The following is a 23,353-nucleotide window of genomic DNA, read 5'->3' as shown; positions in this document are numbered from 1 at the left end:
ACCTCATCCGTACGCCGTGAAGGGCTCGTGCCGGACAAGCACCTCGCTCGACATATGAGCGCGGACATGCCAATGCCCGAACATACCGGATCTTCCTCTGGGTGACCCACCACTCAGCAGACGGCCCGACAAACTGATGCGTCGCGTGGTGGAGCCGCTGGCCGAGCAACCTGAATTCGTCGCCAACGATCTCCAAGAACTGGCCACAAAGCACACCGGCTCGCCGATAGGCCCAGGCGATCCGGGCGCAGCTCCCCTGCATACACGCATGAGGCTGGGATCAGGCCGTACTATCCAGCCGACCGTCCTTGATCCCGTTTAGGAAGGCCACAAACGCTTCGCCGGCGACAGCCAGGAGCGGACCCGGGAGTACCTTCGAGTCACGCACGCCGACTGTCTCACCAGCCCCGAAGGCCACCTCGACACAGTTGTCGCCGCCTGAACTGAAGCTGCTCTTGACCCACTCGGCGGCACCCAGATCAGCCTGGCCGGTCACTCTTCCTCCTTGATGAGGTTCTGCAGAAACTCGCGCGAAGCCGGGACATCAAGTGCCCTGGCACGCAGGTGATTGAAGGCGACGTCGTAGCGGCCGACATGCACATCCTCCTCCAGATACAGGGAAGTTGTCAGTGGCTCGACCACCGCAAGAGGGTCACCGGCATCGAAGCGGAAGACGGTGAAGGCCCCGTCGATGCCAGCATGGACTCCGGCTTTGAAGGGGAGCACCTGCAACTCCACTCCGGGCAGTTCCTCCGACATCGCCAGCAGATGACGCAACTGGTCGGCCATGACCCTGGATCCGCCCATTTCCCGGCGCAGAACCGCCTCGTCCAGCACACACCACATGGACAACGGGTTGTCGCGGCGCAACACGTACTGGCGCTTCATCCGCAGCTCTACGAAGGTGCGCACCTCCCTCGCAGTCCTCCACTTGCCGCTTCCTTCGACGACAGCATGTGCGTACTCGGGCGTCTGCAGGAGCCCAGGAACGAGCTGGACGGCGTACCAGTCGGCGTGCACAGCCAGTTCTTCGAGTTCGAGGTAGTCGGCGAACGGATCGCGGACCGCGTCACGGTACTGGTTGAACAGGTTGGTGCTGCGGGACGAAGACGCCATGGCTGCGAGGCGTCTGATTTCCTGTATGCGCTGTTCGTCCGCCAGGCCATACACCTGGAAGTACTTGTTCAAGCCCGACGACGGCACGCGCTGCTTGCCATTCTCGATCTTGCTGAGCGCGGACGGCCCTGAGAGCCCCAACTTCTCCACCGCATCAGGCAGGTTGAGGCCGGCGCGCTGCCGCAGCGTACGGAGCGCCAGACCGAGCCTTCGCCGCATCAGGTTGGGCCGGGCATCGGCCATGCATCGATCACCCCTCTCCGGCGTGGACTCTACACAGCTTGAGTGGCTCGGCATATGCCAGTTCAGCGACCTGGACGGGAACCCCCTCAACCAACTTGCCGAGAAACCTTTCTCGGCATCATGCCCTGTCTAGTCACTCTCCGAGGCGAGTTGACTACCGCCACGCCTGCCTTCATCCCTCGCTGGAGCGGCCATGAGAGCCAGCCATACGGACCTACGCACCGGCACCCACGATCCCCTCCGTCTCCCCTATGAGTCCTGGCGCCGTCTCTACGGCCTGGCCTGCGTCCGCTGCGGCGGAGGACAAGAGCTCCGGCCCGGAGGACACGCCTACACACAGCACCCCGACGAAGGCCGACTCGACTGGGCGGTACAGATCTGTGCCAACTGCGAGGCGGGTAACAAGTCACCCAAGAGCAAGGAGCGTTGACGAAATGACCAACCTGTTCCTCCATGCCCTCGACGTGCTCACCGTCCTATTCGCCCCGCGTGACCGTCACCGTGCCGGACACGCGCCACCCGCAGCCGTATGCCGCGAAGAGCCAGAGCCCCCGCACTACCGAACTCCCGGCCCCTACGCCACCGACAGGCTCCTCGACGGAACCGCCACCTCACCAGTGCGTCCCTACGTACTTGGCAGCGAGCAACGCGCTCGACGCCGAGCCCTCTGGTTGGCGGAGTACGGCATCAGCGCCCGCAACCTTCGCGGAGTGGAGGTCGGCTGATGATCTTCATCCAACCGGCAGGATCAGAAGACGGAGACCACGTACCCGAGGCATCCGGGCCCCGCAACCGCCTACTCCCTTGGACCGGTTCCCTCGGCCAGCGCTGCTACCTCATCGAGGACGGCAGCGGAAATGGGCCTCTCTCTCCCGGATCGCCGACCGCGTCGAGGCGATGCAACTCGGCTTCGCAGAACAGCTCCATGAACAGGCGTGAGAGGTGCTCGCCACGCTCACCACCCCGGCCACCCAACTCCGGCACCTCACCAAACAACTCACCCAGGCGCTCGGCGACGCCCTCCTCATCGCCGAAAGCCGAGGCGCACGACTCCGACGGCCCTCGGACCAGCCACCCAGACCGACCACTGCACTCGCCGCCCCCGATGGCCCGGCACAGCCCAGCGAGTAGTTCAGGCTCTCTGGCCCGGGGCCTACCGACTCCCTCGTCTGTGTGACCCGCGTGCGGGACATCAGCAATAAGGCCTCCCGATGCTCGATGGATTCGACACCAATGAGCTGTTCGGGAGGCCTTGCATGCCTGTATCCAGGCATCAATACATCGGCGTACTGCGGCCGTGCTACTGCTGGGGCGGCCACTGCCCCTGCGGCGGGGTGGACTGCTGCTGGTACGGGTTCTGCTGGGGCGGGAACGGCTGCTGGCCGTATTGCGGGTAGCCGGCAGGGCCGCCGGGGCCGCCGTTGTTGTTCTTGTTGCGTCGGGAACGCTTCACGATCAGGAGCACGATCAGGCCGATCACGGCCAAGGCGATGACACCGAGGACGGCGAAGAACAGCATTTGCTTCTGGTCTGCCTTTTCGGTTTCTGCGGCATAGTCGGCGTCTGACTTGCCGGTGCTCGGAGTTGCGGAGGGGTTCACAGACTCAGAACCTGGGACCTTGAGCGGCCCGTACGTGGAGCCCGTGGGGATGTCTTGCGTTAGCGCCGCCAGCGGGCGAATGCTGCCGTAGCCGTACTTCTCATCAGGGAGGGAAAGCCCCTTGGCGGAAGCCGGCAGGACAGCCGTCTTCACAAGGCGGTTCGCGATCTGACCTGCCGTAAGGTCAGGGAACTTCGACCGCAACAAGGCTGCGGCTGCAGACACGAAGGCAGTGGAGTCCGAGGTGCCGTCCCCAATGCGGAGCTTGTTGCCAGGCCAAGATGCACTAACAATGTCTGTGGCGGGAGCGGTCAGCAAGACTTCGGGACCATAATTGGAGTCCTGCCAGATCGTACCGCTTTGATCGACCCCTCCAACAGCCAAGACACCTGGCGCCACAGCCGGAAAACCAAGTTGGCGCTTCCCATCATTTCCAGCCCCGGCGACTACTAGTACGTCACGCTCTAGCGCATACGAGATCGCCTCCAGATCTTCAGGAGAACCGCCAATTTCAGAATACTGGTCGCGGATATCCATGGAAATGTTAATAATGGAGGCCCCGTTATCCACCGCGTAGCGGATCTCATCAGCGAACCCAGCTAGATCGGCCCGAATAGGGAGGATCTTAGCTTCTGGCGCTAGCCCGATAACACCGTCGGCTGCTCCTAGACCATGTCCGTGCCCAGCGATCAGCGAAGCCATCCCTGTACCGTGGCTGTCATCGGCTGGAGAAGGATCGTCATCATTATCGACAAAGTCTTTGCCTTTGAGGACGTTTCCCTTCAGGTCTACATGCTCAGCGTTCACGCCAGTGTCAATAACAGCAACCGTGACGCCCTTACCCTTGGAGATCTTCCACGCGGACTCAGCCTGCAGTGCCTTCAACGCCCACTGGTCGCGTCTGGTCTGGTCGGCAGAAGCAGCGGGAGCCGCCGTCAGGATCAGAGCGCCAGTCAATGCCGTGGCACTCAGTGCACGCAGCGTTCGCGCGAAAGCCATTCCTCTTCCCTCTTCTATCACTGAGCGTGGGCGTGGCCATTGGCCACGCCCACGCATCCTGTCACGTGCCGGTGAGAGCCAACCGACTACTCCTCGATGACGCGAGGCGCCGCATTGGTCTGCGGGGCCCAGGTCTCCTCGTCCTCGACCAAGTAGTCGGGGCGCTCGCCCTCGCGCTGCTCCTGGTCATTAGGGCGACCGGTGCGTGCGCCGGGGACGCCGACCATGCCACCCCTACGAGTAGCTCCGGCTCCCCGTCCAGCGGCACCTCGGCTGCTGTGAAGACCCGAACCACCGGCAGTACCCCTGCCCGCGCCCGCACCGCCGCCCCTGGGCGTACCGCCAACTACGCCACCGCTCTGGCGAGCCATGCCTCCGGCACGCGCGGCACCGCCCTTGGCTGCACCTGCGCCAGCGGCACCACCCATCCCCCCAGCGCCGGCACGACCCGCCATGCCCGCTCCACCGGCACGACCGGCCATGCCGCCACGACCGGCACCGGCCCCAAGCGCCCCGCCGGCCGCGCCGCCGACGACGCCGGCGCCACCGCCGACTCCAGAGCCGCCAGTGGATCCGCCACCGACCGTGCTGGTGCCGCCAACCGTGGATGTCCCGGGGCGACCGCCAGCAACGCCGTCAATCGCAGTGCCGACCTGCGGCTGTGGCGGGGTCGGCTTGTGTGCACCGCCCGTGATACCCGAAGGCGGAGTCACAGGCTTCGACGAGCCGATCAAGCTAGTCTGACCACCGCGAGCGGTACCCGTGGTCGCGGGCTGCGGGCTTCGAGGTGCAGTCCCTGTAGGCACAATTACAGCAGCGGGTGGAATGCCTCCGGGCTCCCCAGGGTATTCTTTACCGTCGTCAACGGTACCTTTCTTCCACGACCCCATCTCCCGAGCCCGGCTGTTATAAGCCGCGCCCAAAATCTCCATCTGCGCAGCCATTTTGAGCTGCGCCTCCCGCCCAGCCGAAAGGCTGCCCTCGTTGTTGTCGAGCGCCTGCTGCGAACCGGCCCCGTTCTTGATGGCGTTGTCCGCACCCGAAGCATCCCGGTCACCGAGATCACCGATGAAGTCGCCCGCACTGGACAAGCCACTCGGCTTCTCCATCGCCAGAACCGTGGGCTTGACTTTTGCCAGGACTGCAGCAGCACCCATGAGGGACTGCTTGGTGTTGTCGGCGTACTTTGCGCTGTCCGTGACCTTCTGGCTGATTTCCTGAGCCCGCTGACGGAACAGGTCCGCGCTCTCCCCCTCCCAGTGGGCAAGCACGTGCTGGACAGCGGCGTCAAGGGACTCCTTGATTCCGCCGCCTCCGACGAGGTCCTTACTGAGGGCTCCCCAAGCCTCAGCTACCCTCTTCACGGCCACCGGGTCTGCGTTTCGGACCATTTCCTTCATTTGGTCCATGTCGTAATTGAGCCCGAACTGCGTGGTGTGCTTTTCCGCGAAGCACTGCTGCGGGTCGACGTACTCGTAGTCGTCGGTGTGCTTGTCGCCCATGACTACTGCCCCCTCATCTCCATGTAGCAGAACATCCGTCACTTTCCATTGAAAGCGGCGTAGTTCTGAGCCTCAGCGTCAGCAAACGCGTCATGGGTCCTCTTCGTCTTCTGCCCGAAGTCGTCCAGCACATCTTCCAGATGCTGGACAATCTCGTAGAGGCGTTCCTTCATCTGCTCGTGAGCGCTGTACAGCGCCTCAGCCTCACCGAAGCCGGTCCCAAGCGCGCCCTGCGGAAGGTACGTCTGACCCATGCAACTCGACTTGGACGTTGTCATGTCCTTGATGACGCGATTGAGCTTCGCAATCGTGCCCTCGATCTCACTCAGATCAACCCTGTACTGCTCAGCCATCCTCAGCTCCCCGTTGACTCCACGTTGTTCCCAATCCCCTGCTTACGCCGCCAGTCACTCAACACCCGGCCGCCACCAAACAGCAGAAGCACCGCAGCGAACCCGGTCGCGAACACATACAACGCATACCGCTCCGTCCGCTCCTGCCGAGACTCCCCGAGCACCAGCGTCGCAGCCTCGACATTCGCCGAGCCGCCCCCAGCCCCGACCTGGTCCGGCGTCGGGCCGTCCTCGGACGGCTCCGTCGTGTCGTCGTTGACCGCGGCGACCGGGTCGACGACGCCCCAGCCGACGAAGTCGTCGCGGTTCGGCTTGGTGCGGTCCGCCGTCTGCTCGATCTGGGTGATGACCTGCTTGTAGGTCCATTTGGGGTGCTTGGCGCGGATCAGCGCCGCCACGCCCGAGACGTATGGCGCCGCGAAACTGGTGCCCTGGTCGACGCAGTGGCCGCCCACAGGGACCGTCGAGACCATGTCGATGCCGGGTGCCGCGACGCCCACGAACTTGCCCGACTGAGAGAAGGGGGCGCGGGCGTTGTTGCGGTCGGAGGCCGCGACTGCCAGGACGCCGGGGTATGCCGCCGGGTACGTCTCCTTGATCTTGCCGTCTGCGCCGTTGTTGCCGGCGGCGGCGACGATCAGGGCGTCCCTCTCCTGGGCATACTTGATGGCCGCCCGGAAGGCCTCGTCGACCTGCGGAGGCATCTTTGAGGCAGTGTCCTGCGAGATGTTGATGATGTCGGCGCCGTGGTCGGCCGCCCACATGATGGCCTGGATCATCGTGCGGACATTGCCGCTGCCCTGATCGTCGTTCTGCCGGATCGGGATGATCGTGGCCTCCGGGGCGATACCGATGAAACCGGTCTCGTCCGACTTACGCGCGGCAATGATGCCGGCCACCTTGGTGCCGTGCCCCACCGTTGGGTCGGTCTTGCCCGTGCCGCCCTTTTTCAAGAAGTCCGTGCCGTTGACAACGGCCTTCCTCAGCTGTGCGTTGACGATGTCGACGCCGGTGTCGATGACGGCGACCTTGACGCCCTTGCCCTTGGTGTCCGCCCACAGCTGGTCGGGGACGATGCGCTGGAGGGACCAGGGCGTTCCCTTGATCGGGTCGGACGGGAACGAGCAACTGGTGTCGTCGATCTGGAAACGCACGTCGTCGTCGGCCAAGGCGGTCCGCACCTGCTCAGCGGCGGCGGCCGGTGCGGCGCCCGCGAAGGGCAGCCCGCAGGCGAGGACCGCCAGGGCGGCGGTGCCTGCGGCGCTCCGGCGTGCGGCGCGCGATGCCCCGGATCCCACTGTCTTACGTCCTCCCGTTTCGTTCCTGCTACTGGCCGTGCGGAAAAGTTCAACGTCCGGAGCCCCAGAGCCCGAAGACCCGAAGTCCCGAGACCCGAAGACCCGAGACCCGAAGACCCGAGACTCGAACTCAGAAGGCCAGAGACCAGAGATCGGCAACCTGCCGAAATGGTCTCCACGGCCCGTCATCCGCACGACCCGTCAACCGCCAATGGGGGCGAGCGCGCCGTCGCGCGCCCGCCCCCATCAAGCGATCACGTCAGCCGCCCCAGATCTGGGCGTTCTTCGACTCGGTCGCCTGGTAGTTCTGAGCGGCGCCGTCGAGGGCCTTCGCGATGGCCTCCAGCGTCTGCTGCATGGAGTTGGCGCGCTGGTCCCACTCGGCCTGCTTGGCACGGTAGGACTCCTGGGCCTGGCCTTCCCAGCTGGCGGCGATCCGCTTGACGCCGGCCTCAAGTTCGTCCAGCTGACGGCGAATGTTGTTCGCCGTCGAGCGGACGTCCTGGGAGGCCTGGGAGATCGTGGCAAAATTGACGAGGATCTGCCCGGACATGTCTTGTGTCTCCTCAGATGTATGGATAGTCGGTCACGGACGTGCGCCGCGGCGCACGGGGGCCGATCATCCGAACGGGGACGAGGCCGCGATGTTCTGGATGGAAGCCCGCTGCTCCTCTTCCGAAGCCGCGTAGGCCTTGGTGCTCTGGTCAATGGCTTCCTTGATGTCGTTCAAGATCTGGTTGATCTTGTTCGCATCCTGGTTCACCTGCGACTGCAGGTTGTTGTACGCGGTGGCCGCCGAGCCCTTCCACCCGCCCGTGATCGTGTCGATCACGGTCTGCAGGCGGCGGATCTCGCCCTGGATCGAGGAGTTGACCGAGGAGATCTTGCCGCTGAACGCGACCATCTCCTCCTCGGTCATGGTGAACTGCTGTCCAGCCATGCTGTGTCCCCCATGAGACGTAGGAGTTCTGGATAGATCCATACGTGGTACGCCAACGCCGTGCAAACGACGGGCGTATCCAGTCTGGTCTGCTTCCACTCTAGTCGCATCCACCGACAGAGCGAACATCAGACGGATCCTGTAGCAGGATCGCGATGAAGCCAACTCATCTTTTTCACAAGGCAGTTCATTGAGTGTTTGATGAGTTGATCTCGTGATGCGTGTAGGAGGTCCGTATCCGGCCCGCTAAGAGCCCTGCGCCTGCTCGGCGTTGCCGCTGCTGAGCTCCGGACCCGCCGCGAGCAGGTCCGCCCACGCCGCCGGAACCGGGACCGCGCGGATCTTGCCGTAGCCGAGCCTCACCTGGGCGGTGTTCGTCTGCTGGGCGTCGGCCTTCTCGCCGCCGGTGACCTGGCTGTCGTTGCGGGCGGGAATCGAGTAGCGCAGACCGGTGTCAGTCACCAGGAAGGTGCTGCCGCCGCCGGCGTCGCTCCCCGTGATCCTCTTGAACAGCAGGCCGCTGCCGGGCGAGACGTACGTGCTGGAGCCGTTCCCGGCAGTCTCCTTCGGATACTCCTGGCCGTTCCAGACCGTCATCTGCGGCAGGCCGGTGTACTGGTCCTTCTGACCGTGCCAGATGCTGCACGAGACCCTGTTGCCGCCGTTTTCCCAGTGATTGACGTTCGCCTGGTTCACCGGCTCCGCGGGCCACTTCATCTGTGACATCCATGTGCCGTCCGACGGCTGGATGTCGTTGAACTTGACCTCGACCGGCGCCGGGTTCTGGCTGCCGTACACGGAGCTGATGAACGGGCTGCGCAGCCACATCTGCGCCGTGAAGTTGGACACGGGCAGCACCCTGTCCTTCAGCACGATGTACTTCTGCTTCCGGGTGCCGGCATCAGCCTCAAGGACGAGGCCCACCTTGGAGTAGTTGGGCAGGAGGCCTTCGACACTCGCCTCCGTGCCCGCGTCCGCGAGAGTGGGGAAATCGAGGGTTCCCACCACGTTCAGCGTCTTGATGAAGTCCGCGCTGACCTTCTGCGGCCGCACGCCGTCACCGAAGACGGCTCGTTCCAGCGTCGTCATCGCCGACTCGGACCGGAGCTTCCACTCCACGCCACCCATCAGATAGGCCAGCCCGTCACCGGTGACCATGTATCGCGGCCCGGTCGAGCCGGGCTCGGCCGGGCCCTCGACGTACAGCGCCTGCCGCGGGTTCAGCTCCTTGTTGCCCTTGTGCAGCAGGTCGTTGTAATCGCCCTGATCCAGTACGTACGTCGCCCTGACCGGCTGCCCGTCCTTGCCAGGCGCCTCACACAACGCCCAGACCTTCGCCTTCTCCGCGTCGTCGGGAGAAGGGAGCCGATCCGGTGCGAAGGGGATGCCGACCGTGGCGCCCATCGGATACTTGCTCTCGTCGAGCACCGATTCCTTGATCTTGATGACCTGCGGGTTCTCGCCGTTCAGCAGAAGCTTGGCGGACGCGAGGTTGAGGACCGGGTGCAGGCTGAGCTTGTCCTCGCCCTTGGTCTTCACCAGTACGTACCGCGTCGTCGACTCGCTGCCGACGAGGATGTTCTTGCCCTGGGCGTCCCAGCCCTTCGGCGCGGTCGGGCTGAGCATGCCCCACGCCCCGAATACGACGAGCACCAGCGCCGCCACGCCGACACTCGGCAGGACGGTCTTGAGGGGGCGCGGCGCGGCCTCCTCGGAGCCGTGCGGGGACGGCTGCAAGAACGCCGCCACCGTGCGCCTGCGCGCGAACGAGTAGGCGTTCAGCTCATCCCGACGTGTCGCCATCGATGGGTCAACTCCCCGTTTTTTCGCTTTGTTTCCGTATGCGGAACTCCCCAGGGCCGCCCGGTACTCCGTGGCGTTTGCTCCTGCAGGGACCTCTACTATGCCGTGTGACGATCGCACCGTACGGTACGGGGTACGGTGGTGCGCCGCCAGCTCAAGTCGCGGCCAGAGAATGCAAAGGGGTTGTAGCGGGGGATGAGCACTGCGACCAGGTCCCGGCGCCGTAACGGCAGCCGTCGTACGCCTGAGAACCAAGGGCCGGAACCCGCACAGCGGTCCGCAACCCCTACTCGCCAGAGCCCGGTCGCACCGGTGCTCGCCAGACGCCCCGGCAGCATCGGTCCCATCCGGGTCCAGCAGCTGGTCGGCTTCGAGCTGGCCGCCGCGGTGCTGCTGATCGGCTGGCTGCTGCGCCCCATCGGTCTGACCGTCGGCATCGTGCTGGCCGTACCGCTCGTCCTGGCCGGGCTGCTGCGTCGGCGCGGGCGCCCGCTGCCCGAGTGGTTCGCCACCGCTCGCGCCCTGCGGGACCGCCGCAAGCGCAACGCCGAGCCCGTACCGCCCGGCACGGACCCCGGCTTCGCCCCGGCCGTCGAGTGCGACCCGGCGCTGCGCACCTACGCCTTCCAGGACCGTGAGCAGCGCGAGATCGGCATGGTCGGTGACGGTACGTTCCTCACCGCCCTGGTGCAGGTGGAGGCCGCGGACATTCCGCTGCGCCCGGCGCAGGGCACCCGGGACATTCCCCTCGACCTGATCCAGGGCCTGCTCGAGGTGGACGACATCCGGCTCGCCTCCGTCCAGGTCGTCCAGCACACCCAGCCCGCGCCGGCCACGCACCTGCCCCCGCAGGCCATGGCGGTCCGCTCCTACGGGCCGCTGCAGGCGCAGAGCATGACTCCGGGGATGCGGCTCACCTGGGTCGCGCTCAAGTTCGACCCGGAGCTGTGCCCAGAGGCCGTGGAGGCCCGTGGCGGCGGTATGCAGGGGGCCCGGCGGGCGCTGCTGCGGGTCGCCGACCAGCTGGCCAGCCGTCTCATGGGTGCCGGCCTGCAGGCCAAGGTGCTGAGCGAGTCCGAGATCGTCGCGGCCATCGCCACCTCCAGCTGTGTCAACCCGCTGGCCACCACCGGCGGTGCCGCGCTCGACGGCAGCCGCTCCAACCGCCGTACCGCGGAGAGCACCAAGGCCTGGCGCTGCGACGACCGCTGGCACACCACGTACTGGATCTCCCGGTGGCCGCAGCTCGGCCCCGGCAGCCCCGCCCTGCCCCAACTGGTCGGTGCGGTGACCTCGTCGCCCGCGCTCGCCAGCACCTTCTCGCTGACGATCAGCAAGCGGCGGGGCAACACCCTGGCGCTGTCGGGACACGTACGGGTCACCGGCCGCGGTGAGAACGAACTGGCCCAGGCGACCCAGCACTTGGAGCGGTCCGCGTCCGCGTTCAAGATCGGTCTGCTGCGACTCGACCGTGAGCAGCTGCCCGGCGTTCTGGCCACCCTGCCGCTCGGAGGTACCCGCTGATGTCCGCCCCCACCGTTCCCGCGTCCGGCCGCCCCGGCTTCGGGTCCGCGGCGCCGGGCCTGCCCGGGCAGCGTCCCGGCCATCTTCCCCGTACGCCCGAACCGGCCCGGCAGGGGCCGGAGCGACGTCTGCGCGCCGCTTTCGGTCTGCTCGGCCCCCGGCGTGAGCGCCACCTCGTGGACGCCGACGTACTGGCTCAGTTGGCGCTGCCCGTCGGTGACGACGGCCTGATCCTCGGGGTCGACCCCAACAACCAGCCTGCGGTACTGGGCCTTTGCCGGCCCACCCGGCTGGACATCCTGATGGTGGGCGGCACCTGGCTGGCCCAGGTCATCGCCCTGCGCGCCGCGGCGATCGGTGCTCGCGTTGCCGTGGAGACCGCGCGTCCCCAGCTGTGGTCGCCGATGGCGCAGGCGGCCGGCGGCGGCCAGCAGTGTGTGACGGTGCACCAGGTGGGGCGGATAGCCCCGCAGGGTCCGTCCCCCGCCAGCCCGGTGCTCATCATCCGCGACCTGGGCATCCGACCGCCGAGGAGCCGCCTCAGCCCGGCGCCCTGGCAGTCGGTGCTAACCCTGCTCCCCTATCTCGGCCCCACCGCGCCCCGACTGCTGGCCAACGCCGATGTCGTCGGTGTGCAGCGGATCTCCCCGCAGGAGGCCGACGTGGTGGGCAAGGTGATGCGGCTGGGCCGGGAGGACACGACGTCGCTGCCCACCCTTGCGGACAGTGTTGCCCTCTGGTGCACGCAGAAGCACCGGCAGTACGTGATGACACAGCCCACCGACGCGGAGACCGGGCTCCTCGGAGCCGCGCGCCGTATGGACTGAGTTCGCGGCGGGAGTGCCTCGTTCATGGCACCGGCGTTCAGGGCACCCTGATTCCGGGTTCGTGGGAACGCGCGTGTCGTGACGGTGAGTTCGGCCTACGACCTCTGGCAGCCGAAGTGTGCACGTTGTCCACGGTGTCCACCGTGTCCACCTTGTCTGCCGGGGGGTGACGTCACCACCCAGCCATAACGGCACACTCACGGATGAAAACGACCGCTTTCCGTGAGTGGGAGGACTCTTAGTGACCTGAAACTCGTGTGGTCTCCCGAACACCCCGGCGTCCGACTGCATTTCGTGACCAGATCGTTGCACCCTGCGAGCCCGCGGAGTCTGAGTAAGGTGGCCCTGCACGTCGTTCGCCCATCAGAAAGGGCCGTTGACCATGGCTGACGCACCCGGTAGCGCCGCAGGAACACCGGACGAGGACGTCAAGGCACGTAAGGAAAGGGAGCGGGACGAGCTGTACGCCCTGGACATCTCGGATGTCGAGTGGCACAGCGCACCCGGCACCGAGGAGCACGAGGAGCGCGTCGAGATCGCCAACCTGCCGGGCGGCGCCGTGGCCATGCGGTCCTCCCTGGACCCGGACACCGTACTGCGCTACACGGAGGCGGAGTGGCAGGCTTTCGTACTCGGCGCGCGCGACGGCGAGTTCGACCTCGAGCCCGCACCGCACAACGGCGGGCTCGCGGCGGAGTAGCCCGAGGAAGACCGCAGTGCCGCGGGTGCGAGCACACACCGGACGGGCCTGCCCTGCCGACCCCTGTGGCGTTTACGCTTGATGCGGGTGCGACGTCGGAACCCCCGGGTGGGTTGTCCGCGTCCAGGGGACACCAGTGGATCGGACAACAGGAACGGTCGCCCCAGCCCGGCACATGAATGCCCCCAGGGCACGAGGGTGCTCGACCACACCAGGAGGAATTGTGCAGAGCGATCGGGACGGGCTGCGGGCGGGCTGGACCACGCCCAGCGATGACCAGTCCGACGCGGAGTCCGCCGTCGAGATGACGGGTGAGTTCACCATCGACTACGCCGCGCCTGCCTGGTACACACAGGGCGCGGCACCCGCCGCCGAGGCGGCGGCTCCAGCGCCCGCACCTCCCGCACCTCCCGCACCTCCCGCGGCCCCCGCCGCTGCCCCTCCTGCTGCCCCCGTCCCTCCGGCTCCGGCACCCCATCCTGGTTACGGCGACACGTCCGGTTCCGCGACAGCACACGGCGCGGCAGGCGCGACGCCGCCCGCGCCGCCCGCACCCTGGGCAGCGAACCCCAGCGCGGCCGCGGCTCCCAACACGGCCCCGAACCAGCCGAACCAGAACGTCGCCCCGAGCCAGCCCGCGCCGGCCGCCCCTCCGACCAGCCTTCCGACCACCCCGCCACCGTCCGCTCCCCAGGCCGGCGGTTCCCAGGGTGCGGCGCCCGTCGCCGGCACCACGGATTCCGGCAGCTGGGCCACGGGGAGCCGTACCGACACCCCGTCCGCCGGCACGGCCGCGACGAGTGACGTCCAGCAGCCCGCCGCCGCGCCGGCCGCCCCCGCGTCGAACGAGGCCGCCGCCGGGCACGACAGCGGCGCCACGTCGGCGACTCCCGCCGACGGCACGCAGGTGCCGACGGGAGCGGCGGCGGACGCCGAAGCGCCGGCCACCCCTGCCCCCGGCACCACCGCGCCCACGGCCGACGCCGGCGAGGACGCGGCGGCCGGGCAGAACTCGACCGCCGGACCGGACTCGACGGCCGGGCAGGACGCAACTGACGGTGCCGGCTCGGAGGTTGCCCCGCAGGGTCCGGGCGCCGGCGACATAGCCGCAGAAGGCTCGGACAGCGCCGAAGGTACGGCCGCCGTACCGGCCGGTGAGGCCGAAGCGGGCCCCGCCGAGCCGCAGGCCGCCGCGCCCGCGGGAGGTGACTCGAGCGCACCGGACGGCGGGCAGCAGCAGGCCGCTGTTCCGCCGGCCCCCGCTCAGCAGGACGCGGCCGCTCAGGCCGCTCCTCAGTCGGACGCCATGGCCGGCTGGACTCCCCCGCCGGCTCCCCAGGGGACCGTTCCCCCGCTTCCGCCCGAGTTCCCGTCGGCGGCCACGGGCGGCGGGGCCCCTGCCGCCGGGCAGGAGTGGTCGGCGGCACCCGGGCAGCCGCAGCCGCAGCCCCCGGCCGCGCCCGCTCAGCAGCCGGCTGCCCCGGCTCAGCCCCAGCCACCGCAGTCCGCACAGCCGGGCTGGCCGGCCGGCGCACAGCAGCCCCAGGCCCCGGCGGCCAACCCTGCCCAGCCCGGCGCCGACGGCTTCCCGCCGCACGCCGCCGCACAGAACCCGCAGGGCGGCTACGGCTACCCGCAGCAGCCCGCATCCCAGCCGCCGCACGGCGCGTACGGCTACCCGCAACAGCCCACGCCCCAGCCGCCGCAGGGCGCGTACGGCTACCCCCAGCAGCCGGCTCCCCAGAACCCCCAGGGCGGCTACGGCTACCCGCAGCAGCCCGCACCCCAGCCGCCGCACCGCGCGTACGGCTACCCCCAGCAGCCCGGCCCCGCGCAGCCCCAGCAGCAGCCCCAGGCGCAGCCGGGTCAGCCCGTGGCCCCTCCGCACCAGGCTCCGCCGCAGGCCCCGGCCCAGCCGCAGGCACAGGCCCATCCGGGACAGCCGCCGCAGGCCCAGCAGCCCTACGCCCAGGCCCCCGGCCAGCCCGCGGTGGACCCCCGCACGGGTGCCGCCTGGCCGCAGAGCGTGCAGCACGACCAGCGCAGCCAGGTCGGCCCGGGCGCGCCGCTCGGCTACAACGCCGCCGTCGAGCTGACCTCCGACCGGCTGGTCAACAACCGGAAGCAGAAGGCCAAGAGCAGCCGTCCCACTCCGGGCGGGTCGAAGTTCAAGCTCGGTGGGAAGAAGGAGGAGCAGGAGCGGCAGCGCAAGCTCGACCTCATCCGCACGCCGGTGCTCTCCTGCTACCGGATCGCGGTCATCAGCCTCAAGGGCGGCGTGGGCAAGACGACCACGACCACCGCGCTGGGCGCCACGCTCGCCACCGAGCGGCAGGACAAGATCCTCGCCATCGACGCCAACCCCGACGCCGGCACGCTCGGCCGACGGGTGCGGCGCGAGACCGGCGCCACCATCCGTGACCTGGTCCAGGCGATCCCGTACCTCAACTCGTACATGGACATCCGCCGTTTCACGTCGCAGGCGCCCTCGGGTCTCGAGATCATCGCCAACGACGTGGACCCGGCCGTGTCCACGACCTTCAACGACGAGGACTACCGGCGCGCGATCGACGTGCTGGGCAGGCAGTACCCGATCATCCTCACCGACTCGGGTACAGGACTGCTCTACAGCGCCATGCGTGGTGTGCTCGACCTCGCCGACCAGTTGATCATCATCTCGACGCCGTCGGTGGACGGCGCGAGCAGTGCCAGTACGACGCTCGACTGGCTGTCGGCACACGGGTACGCGGCCCTGGTGTCGCGGTCCATCACCGTGATCTCCGGTGTGCGCGAGACCGGCAAGATGATCAAGGTCGAGGACATCGTCAACCACTTCGAGCAGCGCTGCCGGGGCGTGATCGTCGTGCCGTTCGACGAGCATCTGGCGGCGGGTGCCGAGGTCGACCTCGACATGATGCGGCCGAAGGTGCGCGAGGCGTATTTCGACCTGGCCACGATGGTCGCCGAGGACTTCGTACGGGCCCAGCAGGAGCAGGGGCTGTGGACGTCGGACGGCAACCAGCAGCCGCCCACGATGGCTCCTCCGATGCCGGGCCAGCCGCAGCCGGGGCAGCCGTACCAGGGCGGGCAGCCGTACCAGGCCCCTCCGGGGGTCCAGCCCGGTCAGCCGTGGCAGACGGGCGCGCCGCAGCCCGGGTTCACGCAGCAGCCGTACGACCAGACCGGCGGCGGGCAGCCGCAGCCGGGGTTCCCTCCGGGACAGGTGCCGCCGCAGCAGTAGCGCGTCGGCCGAAACGGCGAGAGGGCCGGCACCGTCACGGTGCCGGCCCTCCGTCGTCGTACGGTTCAGCCCGCGGCCGCGATCAGCTCCCGGCAGCGCTTCACGTCCGCGGCCATCTGCTCCAGCAGGGCGTCCAGCGTGTCGAACTTCGCCTGGCCGCGGACGAAGGCGAGGAAGTCGACGGCGACGTGCAGGCCGTACAGGTCCAGCCCCACGCGGTCGATCGCGTACGCCTCCACCGTCCGCTCCGTGCCGTCGAACTGCGGGTTCGTGCCGACGGAGATCGCGGCGGGCATCGCCTCGCCCTGGGCGTGCAGCCAGCCGGCGTAGACGCCGTCGGCGGGGATGGCGGTGTGCGGCAGCGTCTCGACGTTGGCCGTGGGGAAGCCGAGCTCACGCCCTCGCTGGGCGCCGCGCACGACCACGCCCTCCACCCGGTGCGGACGGCCCAGGATCTCGGCCGCGCCCCCGACGTCGCCCTCGGCGACCAGGCGCCGGGTCAGCGTCGAGGAGAAGGGCTCGCCGCCGCCCGCCTCACCGGTCACGTACAGGTCGACGACCTCGACCTCGAAGTCGTAGATCTTGCCCTGCTCGGCGAGGAACTCGACGTTGCCCGCGGCACGGTGTCCGAAGCGGAAGTTCGGGCCCTCGACGACCGCCTTGGCGTGCAGCTTGTCGACCAGGACCTTGACCACGAACTCGGCCGGCGACAGCTTCGAGAACTCGGTCGTGAAGGGCAGGATCAGCACCGCGTCCACGCCCAGCTCGCCCATCAGCTCGGCGCGGCGATGGTGCGGGGCCAGCAGGGGCGGGTGGCTGCCGGGGCGGACGACCTCGCTGGGGTGCGGGTCGAAGGTGACGACGACTGCGGGGACGCCCAGTTCACGGGCGCGGTCCACGGCATGCCGGATGATCAGCTGGTGTCCGCGGTGCACTCCGTCGTAGGAGCCGATGGTGACGACGCTGCGCCCCCAGTCCTGGGGGATGTCCTCCAAGCCACGCCAGCGCTGCACTGTGCCTGCTCCTTGTCGCAAACTCGTCGAACCCGTGTCCGTCTTTGCCTCAGACGCTCTTACGCAGGTCTAAGGGTGCCATGCCGGGCGCCCCGGGCCCGCATCGGCATGGGGCTGTGACCGGGCGCACGTGCGGACGCGCCGGTCAGGCGGGGACTCGTCCGCCGGCCAGGTTCTCGATCATCCGGCGGGAGCTCGGCCCGACCACCGCCGACCACTCCTGCGGGGCGTCGGTCAGCCATCCGGCGACCCTGGCGGCGAAGCCCGGGACGCGACGGCCCAGGTCGACCAGGCCCCGGTCGAAGCGGGCCGCGCCGTCCGGGGTGCGGACGAGGAGCAGGCCGGTGTGATGGACCAGGCCACGCAGGTCGTCGTCCACCCGGTCACCGCCGCGCTGGACGGTGGCGTGCAGGAAGGCGTCCAGGACGGCGGGGGCGCGTTCGTGGGCGAGGAGGAAGGCGCGCAGTTCGCGGCGCAGCGGACGGGACTCGGGGGTGCCGGAGGTGGCGAGTACGGCGGCGAGGGCGGCCCGCACCTGTTCCGTACCGCCGTCCAGCAGGCCGGTGACCAGCGGGAGGAGCACGACGCGTGCGGTGGGGCCCTGGTCGAGGCGCCGGTCGACGTAGGCGGCCACGTCGGCGGCGGTCTCGGGGTGCCGCTGGACCGCCTCCCGTACGAGGGCGGCGACGCGCAGGGCGAGGCCGGGCGTGGTGACGTCGGCGAGGGTACGCAGCGCCTGCCCGGGGTCCGGCCGGTTCAGGCGGTCGCGGAAGGCGTCCAGGACCGGTTCGGTGTGGGTGTCCAGGGCGGCGATCAGGGCGCTGGGCGGGAACTGCGGGTCGTCGGCCGCGAAGAGCGCGAGCGCCTGCGGGAGATGGCGGGCGCGGGTGTGCGGGTCCCCGACGAGCAGGGCGACCGCGCCGCCGTGCAGGGTGCAGTCGGTGGGGCGGGCGAGCAGGGCGAGGGCGGCGTAGCGGAGCAGCTCGCGGTCGGCCTCGGTGCGCACATGGGGTGCGGCGCGCAGTCCGTACGCCGCCGCCGCGACCCGTCGCCCGGGCCGCTCGTCGTGCGCCCAGCGGTCGACGGCCCGGCAGATGGCGGACGGTTCCTCCTCGGCCAGCACGGCGAGGAGTTCGTCGGCCCTGCGGTGCGCGCTGTCGACGAGCGTCTCGGTGAGGTCGTCGAGGGCACGGTGGCGGTGGGCGTAGAGGAGGGCCTGGGCTGCTCGGGCGACGGTTGCCTGGGGGGTGGCGGGCAGGGGGCGGTCGTCCTCGAACCAGCGGGTGAAGTGGGGTTGTACGGCGGTGGGGGCGGCGGCGAGGAGCCGGGCGGCGGTGTCGAGGTAGCGGGGGGTGCGGGAGTCGGGCGAGGGCGACAGGGAGACCGGGGAGAAGGCGGTCGGCTCTTGCGGGACGCCGCCGGTGTCGTGCGCGAGGGGGCCGCTCGGGGCGGTGTCCGCTTCGTGCGGGGGGCCGTCGGCGCGGACGAGGTCGCGGAACAGGTCGAAGCGGTCGGTGTCCGGGAGGCGGAGGGCGGTCCAGAAGCCGGGGTGGAAGTCCGGGGGCGCGGGGTGGCCCCGGTGCCGCCAGGCCACGATGCGGTCGGCGAGCCGGCGCAGTACGTCCAGATACGGCGTCGCGTCCGGGACCCGCAGCAGGGTCTCGGCGAGGAGGCGGGCGGCCCACCAGGAGTGCCGGTCGGCGTCGAGAGCGCGCGCCAACTCCTCCATTCGGTGGGCGAGTCGGTCGGTGCCGTGCTGGCGGGCCAGCAGGAGCAGGGCCTGCACGACGGGGCCGATGCGGTGGTGCGGTACGGGGAGCGGGTGCGCGGCGTCGGGGTCGGTGCGCCGGCGGTGGACCAGGGCCTGGAGGGCCTCGTCCAGGTCGAGGTGCATGCCCTGGATCCAGTCGGCGAGTTCCTCGTGGGCGAAGCGGTAGCCGTTGCCGGCGGGGACCAGGAGGCCCTCGGTGAGGACGGCGGACGCCCAGCCGGTACCGCCGCCGAGCCTCGCGGGGGCGGGGCCCCACGGGAACACCGCCTCGAAGGACGCGCGGTCCAGCTCGCCCTGGCCCGGGCCGAGGCTGCGGCGGGCGGCCTCGTGGACCTGGCCGGAGACCTTGGCGGCGAGGCGGCGTACGGCGGTGCCGCGCACGCCGTTCTCGGCGGCGAGGCGTACGGCGATACGGAGGCACATGAGGTCGAGATGGGCGGAGAGGACGTCGTCGCGGTCGAGCGGGGGGTGGGGGGTGTCGGGGAGGGCGGCGCGGACCTCGGAGAGGAGGCGGAGGGTGAGGGGGTGGCGGGCGTCCGGGGCGGCCAGGGCGTGTTCCGGGATGCCGTAGCGGGCGCGGGCCTGGTGGGCTTCGGCGGGGGTGAGGTCGCCGAGCGGTACGCAGGGCGGGCAGCGCCGACTCCCATCGGCCCGGACGGCGTCGTCCTCGAACTGCCCCAGCGGGGCTGAACGACCGGCGTCCGCAGCAGCCCTCCCTTCGTACAGCAGCCCCTCCGGAAACTCCGCCCCCGCCCCCTCCCAGTACTCGGCCCCGCACGCCACCACCAGCCGCGTCCCCGTCTCCCGCAGCCACGCGGCCGTGCCCTTCGTCCAGTCCGGGAGGCGGTGGGCCAGGAGCGGGGGCATCTCCTCGGGGCCGTCGAGGAGGAGCAGGAGGGGGCGGCCGGTGGTGCGGGAGAGGTGGGCCAGGCGGTCGGGGGTGGTGTCGCCCAGGGCAGCGGGCTCGGACGGGGTCGAGGCCGCCACGATGCGGGCCGCCCGGGTCAGCGCCCGGCGGGCGGCGTCGGCCACCGAGTCGTCGTCGTCCTTCAGGTCGGCGCCGCGCAGCCACAGCGTGGGAGCCGGTGCCGGGCCGCGGTGGCGGCGGGCGGCGAGGGCCGCGAGTTCCGTCGTACGACCACTGCCCGGCGGCCCGACCAGCCCCAGGACCGCCGCCCCACTCCGGGTGAAGGCGGCGAACTCCCGCGCCACGGCGGCCCGTTCGACCGGCGCCACCGCCCCGGCCGCCGCCCCCGCTCCCCCGGCCGCCACCCGGCCGACACAGCCCGCCAGGGTCCCCGGCGGACCGTCCTGCCCGACCGACGTGGCCGTCAGTTCCAGAACACCCGCCAGATTCAGATCGGCGCCGTACCCCGGCACCGTCGCCGCGTTCTCGGCGAGCAGCTCGGCCAGCGGGCCGTCCGCAGGCGCTCGCAGCGGCACCGCGAACCCGGCGTCGCGGTCACCGGACTGCAGTGCCGTGCCGAGGACACCCACCACCGCGCCGGTCCCGGCGTCCAGCACGGGCCCCCCGGCCGCGCCTCCGCCGAGCCGCAACGCGTCCCGTCCGGCCGTGCCGATCGCCAACTCCAGGGCGTCCTCGAGGAGATGGAAGCGGTCCGTCGCCGTGTACGTCACCGAAGCCGCACCCGGCACCCGCGCTTCCCGCCAACCGCCGGCAGCGATCCGCACATAGGCCCCGGTCTCGATCCGCTCCCGCACGCTCACCGGCAACGGATCCATGCCCAGGCCCTCGGTCCGTACCAGGGCCAGGTCCAGCTCGGGCAACGGCGTCACCGCACTCGCGGGGACCACACAGCTCCGGCCGCTCTCGGCGGCGTTCAGCACCAGCCGGGGCAGGCCGTCGACGACCTCGTGGCTGGTGACGACCGTGCCGTGATGGTCGGCCACGAAGCCGAGGCCACGGGGCCGCCCGGCCAGGTCGTGGATGCGGACCAGGGCGTCGTCAGGGGCGCGCACCTGGGCATCGGCAGGGACACGGCCACCGGCTCGGCCGTCGCCGCGAACATCGCCGCCCAGCCCGTCACCGACCCGGCTTTCCCGGGAGGCGCCCCACCCCGCGAGGCCGTCTCCGCCGCCCTGCCGGCGCCCGCGCGAGTGACGAGCCCGGTCGTCGTCCTGGAACTGGGAGCGGCGTGCGTGCCGTACGCAGGTGTCCTCTGCGGACCGGCCGATGTCATCCGGCGCACCCTGTGTGCCCTGCGCCTCTCCCGCCGCCTCCGCCGTCCGGCGGTCGCCGCCCGCCCGCGGGCCCCGTCCCGCCATCGTCGAACCTCCCCGCCGTAGGTCCGGACGCGCATAGCCCTGCGCCCGCGCCCTGTGTTCTCGACGGTAGGCACGTTGTGATCAGCGGGACAGATCGCTCGGCGAACGCGCCCCCTTCCGCTCCCTCGGTTCACTCCGAGCGCCTGCACGGACGGGTGAACAGACGGGGGTCGCTGGATACACCCTAGGGGTGGGGGAACCGAGGGGGGACCGTGGAGCGGCGGGCAGAGGACTACCCCGTGACCGCCGCTCCACGGGCAGGCACCGGAAAGCGGGACCCGCGGCCGTGCGGCCCAGCGCCCCAGCCTCAGCCTCAGCCTCAGCCTCAGCCGAAGACTGCCAGGCTCTTCGCCTTGCCCTTCTGCAGCTCCACGAGCGCGAGGAAGTGACCCTCGGGGTCGAAGACGGCGACCGGACCGGCACCGGCGTACTCGTCGGGCATGTCGAGGCGGACGCCGTTCGTCAGCAGCCGGGCGCGCTTGGCGTCCACGTCCCAGCGCGGGAACGCGGCCGCGGCGGCCTCGGCGATCGGCATCACGGTGAGCTCCTGCTGGAGCTGGTCCAGCGTCCTGGCGGCGTCCAGCTTGTACGGGCCGACGCGCGTGCGGCGCAGCGCCGTCAGGTGTCCGCCGACGCCGAGGCCGGCGCCGAGGTCACGGGCGAGGGCCCGGATGTACGTGCCGGAGGAGCAGACCACCGACACGACCAGGTCGAGGACCGCGGTGCCGTCGTCGGCGACGGCGTCCCGGACGTCGTACACCGAGAAGGACGAGACGGTGACCGGCCGCGCCGGAATGTCGAAGTCCTCGCCGTCCCTCGCCCGCTTGTAGGAGCGCACGCCGTCGATCTTGATGGCGCTGACCTTGGACGGCACCTGCATGATGTCGCCGGTCAGCTTGGCGATCTGGGCGTCGATGGCCTCGCGGGTGACCTTGGAGGCGTCGGCCGACCCCGTGATCTCGCCCTCGGCGTCGTCGGTGACCGTGGTCTGGCCCAGGCGGATGGTGCCCAGGTACTCCTTCTCGGTCAGGGCCAGATGACCGAGGAGCTTGGTCGCCTTCTCGACGCCGAGGACGAGGACGCCCGTGGCCATCGGGTCGAGGGTGCCGGCGTGCCCGACGCGGCGAGTGCGTGCGATGCCGCGCATCTTTGCGACCACGTCGTGCGAAGTGAAGCCCGACGGCTTGTCGACGATGACAAGGCCGTCGGGCGTGGTGTGCTTCTGCGTCATTCCGCGGTGTCGCCGTCCGTCTCGTCCTCGGAGCCCGGCTTGCGGTACGGGTCCGCCTCACCGGCGTACTTCGCGCCCGCGGACACCTCGCGCACCTTCTCGTCGGACTGGCGCGCCTTGTCGAGGAGGTCCTCGATGGTGCGTGCCGTGTCCGGGAGGGCGTCGGCGACGAAGGTGAGGGTAGGCGTGAACTTCACGCCCGCGGCCGCCCCCACGGCCGAGCGGAGCACGCCCTTGGCGCTCTCCAGTCCGGCCGCGGCTGCCTTCCGCTCCTCCTCGTCCCCGTACACCGTGTAGAAGACGGTCGCCTCCCGCAGGTCACCCGTGACGCGGGTGTCCGTAATGGTGACGTGCGAGCCGAGCCGCGGGTCCTTGATCCCGCGCTGCAGCTTCTGGGCCACCACCTCTCGGATGAGGTCCGCCAGCCTTTTCGCCCGCGCGTTGTCGGCCACTGGTCCGTCTCCCGTTCTTTCTTCTTCTCGTTCTTGGCTGTGGGTCGTCAGTCGTCGTGGTCACCGTGGAAACGCCGCCGAACCGACAGCAGTTCCACTTCCGGACGGCCGGCGACCAGCCGTTCGCACCGGTCCAGTACGTCGGTGAGGTGACCGGCGTCGCCGGACACCATGGCGATGCCGATCCCGGCCCGCCGGTAGAGGTCCATGTGGTCCACCTCGGCCGCGCTCACCGCGTACTTGCGCTGGAGCTCGGCGACGATCGGGCGGACGACGGATCGCTTCTCCTTCAGCGACCGTACGTCGCCGAGGAGGAGGTCGAAGGACAACGTCCCCACGTACATGTGTGTAACCGGTTCACCCGCCGGTACGGGATCGATGGTCCCGTGGGCCGTGCGGCCGGGGACATCAGAACCGTACAACGAAGGGGCCGGGCCGATCGACGGATATTACG

At 69.8% G+C, this 23,353-nt stretch carries 20 protein-coding genes; 6 read left to right on the top strand and 14 right to left on the bottom strand.

Annotation, left to right across the window (positions count from 1 at the left end):
* Positions 1 to 280: 280 nt before the first annotated feature.
* Together ACIBAG_RS30410 and ACIBAG_RS30405 are read right to left on the bottom strand one after the other, a co-directional pair.
* The gene (locus ACIBAG_RS30410) at positions 281 to 496 is read right to left on the bottom strand and encodes a DUF397 domain-containing protein (RefSeq protein ID WP_399109347.1); all 216 of its coding nucleotides are present in this window, start codon (positions 494 to 496) and stop codon (positions 281 to 283) included.
* On the bottom strand, positions 493 to 1,359 hold the full coding sequence (locus ACIBAG_RS30405) for a helix-turn-helix domain-containing protein (RefSeq protein WP_399109346.1): 867 nt from the start codon (positions 1,357 to 1,359) through the stop codon (positions 493 to 495). The genes ACIBAG_RS30410 and ACIBAG_RS30405 overlap by 4 nt, the downstream gene beginning before the upstream one ends.
* 434 nt (positions 1,360 to 1,793) lie before the next feature.
* Here ACIBAG_RS30405 and ACIBAG_RS30400 point away from each other — a divergent pair, with 434 nt between their 5' ends.
* Positions 1,794 to 2,084 (top strand): hypothetical protein, encoded by a 291-nt coding sequence (locus ACIBAG_RS30400; RefSeq protein WP_399109344.1) that lies wholly within the window; start codon positions 1,794 to 1,796, stop codon positions 2,082 to 2,084.
* A 575-nt stretch (positions 2,085 to 2,659) separates the two neighbouring features.
* Here the strand turns inward: ACIBAG_RS30400 and mycP (ACIBAG_RS30395) are convergent.
* From mycP (ACIBAG_RS30395) to eccB, 7 genes are all read right to left on the bottom strand, one after another.
* On the bottom strand, positions 2,660 to 3,958 hold the full coding sequence (mycP, locus tag ACIBAG_RS30395) for a type VII secretion-associated serine protease mycosin (RefSeq protein ID WP_399109342.1): 1,299 nt from the start codon (positions 3,956 to 3,958) through the stop codon (positions 2,660 to 2,662).
* Positions 3,959 to 4,044: 86 nt separating this feature from the next.
* Positions 4,045 to 5,460 (bottom strand): WXG100 family type VII secretion target, encoded by a 1,416-nt coding sequence (locus ACIBAG_RS30390; protein WP_399109341.1) that lies wholly within the window; start codon positions 5,458 to 5,460, stop codon positions 4,045 to 4,047.
* A 38-nt stretch (positions 5,461 to 5,498) separates the two neighbouring features.
* On the bottom strand, positions 5,499 to 5,813 hold the full coding sequence (locus ACIBAG_RS30385; RefSeq protein WP_399109340.1) for a WXG100 family type VII secretion target: 315 nt from the start codon (positions 5,811 to 5,813) through the stop codon (positions 5,499 to 5,501).
* Positions 5,814 to 5,815: 2 nt separating this feature from the next.
* Positions 5,816 to 7,111: a type VII secretion-associated serine protease mycosin gene (gene mycP, locus ACIBAG_RS30380; protein WP_399109339.1), complete on the bottom strand. Its 1,296-nt coding sequence runs from the start codon at positions 7,109 to 7,111 to the stop codon at positions 5,816 to 5,818.
* A 259-nt stretch (positions 7,112 to 7,370) separates the two neighbouring features.
* On the bottom strand, positions 7,371 to 7,664 hold the full coding sequence (locus ACIBAG_RS30375) for a WXG100 family type VII secretion target (RefSeq protein ID WP_399109337.1): 294 nt from the start codon (positions 7,662 to 7,664) through the stop codon (positions 7,371 to 7,373).
* 66 nt (positions 7,665 to 7,730) lie between these two features.
* Entirely contained in the window at positions 7,731 to 8,051 is a 321-nt protein-coding gene (locus tag ACIBAG_RS30370) for a WXG100 family type VII secretion target (protein ID WP_031484925.1), read from the bottom strand.
* Between the two features lie 246 nt (positions 8,052 to 8,297).
* Positions 8,298 to 9,854, bottom strand: coding sequence for a type VII secretion protein EccB (gene eccB / locus ACIBAG_RS30365; RefSeq protein ID WP_399109336.1), 1,557 nt, complete (start codon positions 9,852 to 9,854; stop codon positions 8,298 to 8,300).
* A gap of 195 nt (positions 9,855 to 10,049) precedes the next feature.
* Here eccB and eccE point away from each other — a divergent pair, with 195 nt between their 5' ends.
* The 4 genes from eccE (at position 10,050) to ACIBAG_RS30345 (ending at position 16,146) form a co-directional block, all read left to right on the top strand.
* Positions 10,050 to 11,378, top strand: a complete 1,329-nt coding sequence (gene eccE, locus ACIBAG_RS30360; RefSeq protein WP_399109334.1) for a type VII secretion protein EccE — start codon at positions 10,050 to 10,052, stop codon at positions 11,376 to 11,378.
* Complete coding sequence (locus tag ACIBAG_RS30355) at positions 11,378 to 12,205, top strand: hypothetical protein (RefSeq protein ID WP_399109332.1); 828 nt, start codon at positions 11,378 to 11,380, stop codon at positions 12,203 to 12,205. The genes eccE and ACIBAG_RS30355 overlap by 1 nt, the downstream gene beginning before the upstream one ends.
* Positions 12,206 to 12,587: 382 nt before the next feature.
* On the top strand, positions 12,588 to 12,905 hold the full coding sequence (locus ACIBAG_RS30350) for a DUF397 domain-containing protein (protein WP_031484933.1): 318 nt from the start codon (positions 12,588 to 12,590) through the stop codon (positions 12,903 to 12,905).
* 223 nt (positions 12,906 to 13,128) lie between these two features.
* Entirely contained in the window at positions 13,129 to 16,146 is a 3,018-nt protein-coding gene (locus ACIBAG_RS30345; protein ID WP_399109330.1) for an SCO5717 family growth-regulating ATPase, read from the top strand.
* A 65-nt stretch (positions 16,147 to 16,211) separates the two neighbouring features.
* Here ACIBAG_RS30345 and ACIBAG_RS30340 read toward each other — a convergent pair whose 3' ends face one another.
* Positions 16,212 to 17,159, bottom strand: a complete 948-nt coding sequence (locus ACIBAG_RS30340; RefSeq protein WP_399109328.1) for a bifunctional riboflavin kinase/FAD synthetase — start codon at positions 17,157 to 17,159, stop codon at positions 16,212 to 16,214.
* A 145-nt stretch (positions 17,160 to 17,304) separates the two neighbouring features.
* Positions 17,305 to 20,910: a trypsin-like peptidase domain-containing protein gene (locus ACIBAG_RS30335; RefSeq protein ID WP_399109326.1), complete on the bottom strand. Its 3,606-nt coding sequence runs from the start codon at positions 20,908 to 20,910 to the stop codon at positions 17,305 to 17,307.
* Between ACIBAG_RS30335 and ACIBAG_RS30330 the strand changes: the two genes are divergently transcribed.
* Positions 20,830 to 21,237: a hypothetical protein gene (locus ACIBAG_RS30330; protein ID WP_399109433.1), complete on the top strand. Its 408-nt coding sequence runs from the start codon at positions 20,830 to 20,832 to the stop codon at positions 21,235 to 21,237. The two genes, ACIBAG_RS30335 and ACIBAG_RS30330, sit on opposite strands and share 81 nt — an antisense overlap.
* Before the next feature lie 304 nt (positions 21,238 to 21,541).
* Here the strand turns inward: ACIBAG_RS30330 and truB are convergent, their stop codons facing one another.
* Genes truB through ACIBAG_RS30315 form a run of 3 tightly spaced genes read right to left on the bottom strand, consistent with a single transcriptional unit; the run spans position 21,542 to position 23,243 of the window.
* Entirely contained in the window at positions 21,542 to 22,447 is a 906-nt protein-coding gene (truB, locus tag ACIBAG_RS30325) for a tRNA pseudouridine(55) synthase TruB (protein WP_399109324.1), read from the bottom strand.
* Positions 22,444 to 22,899 (bottom strand): 30S ribosome-binding factor RbfA, encoded by a 456-nt coding sequence (gene rbfA / locus ACIBAG_RS30320; protein ID WP_399109322.1) that lies wholly within the window; start codon positions 22,897 to 22,899, stop codon positions 22,444 to 22,446. The genes truB and rbfA overlap by 4 nt, the downstream gene beginning before the upstream one ends.
* Before the next feature lie 47 nt (positions 22,900 to 22,946).
* Positions 22,947 to 23,243 carry a DUF503 family protein gene (locus ACIBAG_RS30315; RefSeq protein WP_019755573.1) on the bottom strand — a complete coding sequence of 99 codons (297 nt, stop codon included), beginning with the start codon at positions 23,241 to 23,243 and terminating at the stop codon, positions 22,947 to 22,949.
* Positions 23,244 to 23,353 lie beyond the last annotated feature (110 nt).

Origin of the sequence: Streptomyces sp. NPDC051243, from assembly GCF_044455405.1 — a bacterium.
Taxonomy (GTDB): Bacteria; Actinomycetota; Actinomycetes; order Streptomycetales; family Streptomycetaceae; genus Streptomyces.
The sequence above is the reverse complement of the archived record's forward strand: the minus strand, read 5'-3'. Positions and strand labels throughout refer to the sequence as shown.

What these genes read in the sequence shown, in the direction of transcription:
- ACIBAG_RS30330 (WP_399109433.1), top strand. Translation starts at nt 20,830, where the DNA reads ATGGTCGGCCACGAAGCCGAGGCCACGGGGCCGCCCGGCCAGGTCGTG.
- mycP (WP_399109342.1), bottom strand. Translation starts at nt 3,958, where the DNA reads ATGGCTTTCGCGCGAACGCTGCGTGCACTGAGTGCCACGGCATTGACT.
- ACIBAG_RS30370 (WP_031484925.1), bottom strand. Translation starts at nt 8,051, where the DNA reads ATGGCTGGACAGCAGTTCACCATGACCGAGGAGGAGATGGTCGCGTTC.
- eccB (WP_399109336.1), bottom strand. Translation starts at nt 9,854, where the DNA reads ATGGCGACACGTCGGGATGAGCTGAACGCCTACTCGTTCGCGCGCAGG.
- ACIBAG_RS30355 (WP_399109332.1), top strand. Translation starts at nt 11,378, where the DNA reads ATGTCCGCCCCCACCGTTCCCGCGTCCGGCCGCCCCGGCTTCGGGTCC.
- ACIBAG_RS30400 (WP_399109344.1), top strand. Translation starts at nt 1,794, where the DNA reads ATGACCAACCTGTTCCTCCATGCCCTCGACGTGCTCACCGTCCTATTC.
- ACIBAG_RS30390 (WP_399109341.1), bottom strand. Translation starts at nt 5,460, where the DNA reads ATGGGCGACAAGCACACCGACGACTACGAGTACGTCGACCCGCAGCAG.
- ACIBAG_RS30405 (WP_399109346.1), bottom strand. Translation starts at nt 1,359, where the DNA reads ATGGCCGATGCCCGGCCCAACCTGATGCGGCGAAGGCTCGGTCTGGCG.
- eccE (WP_399109334.1), top strand. Translation starts at nt 10,050, where the DNA reads ATGAGCACTGCGACCAGGTCCCGGCGCCGTAACGGCAGCCGTCGTACG.
- ACIBAG_RS30350 (WP_031484933.1), top strand. Translation starts at nt 12,588, where the DNA reads ATGGCTGACGCACCCGGTAGCGCCGCAGGAACACCGGACGAGGACGTC.
- ACIBAG_RS30315 (WP_019755573.1), bottom strand. Translation starts at nt 23,243, where the DNA reads ATGTACGTGGGGACGTTGTCCTTCGACCTCCTCCTCGGCGACGTACGG.
- ACIBAG_RS30385 (WP_399109340.1), bottom strand. Translation starts at nt 5,813, where the DNA reads ATGGCTGAGCAGTACAGGGTTGATCTGAGTGAGATCGAGGGCACGATT.
- ACIBAG_RS30375 (WP_399109337.1), bottom strand. Translation starts at nt 7,664, where the DNA reads ATGTCCGGGCAGATCCTCGTCAATTTTGCCACGATCTCCCAGGCCTCC.
- truB (WP_399109324.1), bottom strand. Translation starts at nt 22,447, where the DNA reads ATGACGCAGAAGCACACCACGCCCGACGGCCTTGTCATCGTCGACAAG.